This window comes from Moorena sp. SIO4E2 (assembly GCF_010671945.1).
Taxonomy (GTDB): domain Bacteria; phylum Cyanobacteriota; class Cyanobacteriia; order Cyanobacteriales; family Coleofasciculaceae; genus Moorena; species Moorena producens.
The window spans coordinates 1-1216 of sequence record NZ_JAAHIE010001324.1 but is presented as its reverse complement, the minus strand read 5'-3'; the positions used below and the strand labels follow the sequence as shown (position 1 = coordinate 1216).

Annotated in this window: 1 protein-coding gene; it reads left to right on the top strand. The window is 43.1% G+C overall.

Annotated elements, in window-relative coordinates; all coding sequences use genetic code 11:
- On the top strand, positions 1–1201 hold a 1201-nt coding region (locus F6K37_RS43360), incomplete at its 5' end, for a HEAT repeat domain-containing protein (protein ID WP_287257338.1).
- Positions 1202–1216: the final 15 nt, after the last annotated feature.

The window sequence follows — 1216 nt, the reverse complement described above, 5'->3', positions numbered from 1 at the left end:
TGAAGGACAATTCTGGTTACTGATCGATGGGGTAAACGAACTACCCTCAGAAGCAGCACGCCTAGATTTGACTCAGTTTCGGCAGGATTACCAGAAAACTACTCCCATGATTTTCACCACTAGGGATTTAGGAGTTGGTGGTGACTTGGGGATTCAGAAGAAGTTGCAAATGCAACCCTTGAGTGCAGCCCAAATGTCGGAGTTTGTCCGCAAGTATTTGCCACAACAGGGGGAGCAGATGCTCCAGCAGTTGGGCGATCGCTTACGGGAATTTGGGCAAACTCCCCTACTATTGATGATGCTATGTGACCTGTTTAAGTCTAGAGGTAAGATACCGTCTAATCTGGGTTTAGTGTTTCGCTTCTTTACCCAGTCTTATTCTAAGCAAATCAAGCAAGATGTTAAGGTTTCCGATCATAAATCAAGAAAATTTTGGCCTGAGCTACTGCAACAGTTAGGGTTTGAGATGACAAAAGGGGATAACCCTGATAAACCCGAGGAGATCAGCGTTGCTATTACCAAGACCAAAGCCGAGGAAAATTTAACTAACTATCTACGTCATAAAGCTGTTGTCAATCCTAATGTTTGCGCCAAGAATTGGCTTGATGACTTGCTAAACCATCACTTGATTCAAAAATCAGGAGACTTGATTGAGTTTCGACACCAACTGATCCAAGAATACTATACAGCCGAATATTTATTGAAGCAATTACCAAACCTTAGTGATCAGGACTTGCAACAGAAGTATCTCAATTATTTAAAATGGACAGAACCTCTGGTGCTGATGCTGCAATTGCTAGACAATCAAAAGCAAGCAAAGCGGTTGGTAAGCTTAGGGTTAGAAGTGGATTGGCAACTGGGAGCCAGGTTAGCAGGAGCAGTAAAACCGGAGTTTCAGGAAGATACTGTCGAGTTGGTGACTAGGTTAAATGTTCCGAAGTTAATTAAGGTTGAGCTGTTGGGAATAACTGCATCAGACAGAGCGATACCTGAGCTAAGTAAATGCCTGGATGATGACCACTCTTATTTGCGTAGGAGTACGGCATTTTCTCTGGGAAAAATTGGAACAGAAGCCACGATTGAGCCGTTAGTTAAATGCCTGAATAATCCTGACTCACATCTCGGGATTATAGCGGTATATGCTCTGGAAAAAATTGGGTCAGAAGCCACGATTGAGCCGTTAATTAAATGCTGGTCTTGAAGGCACAGTTGAATG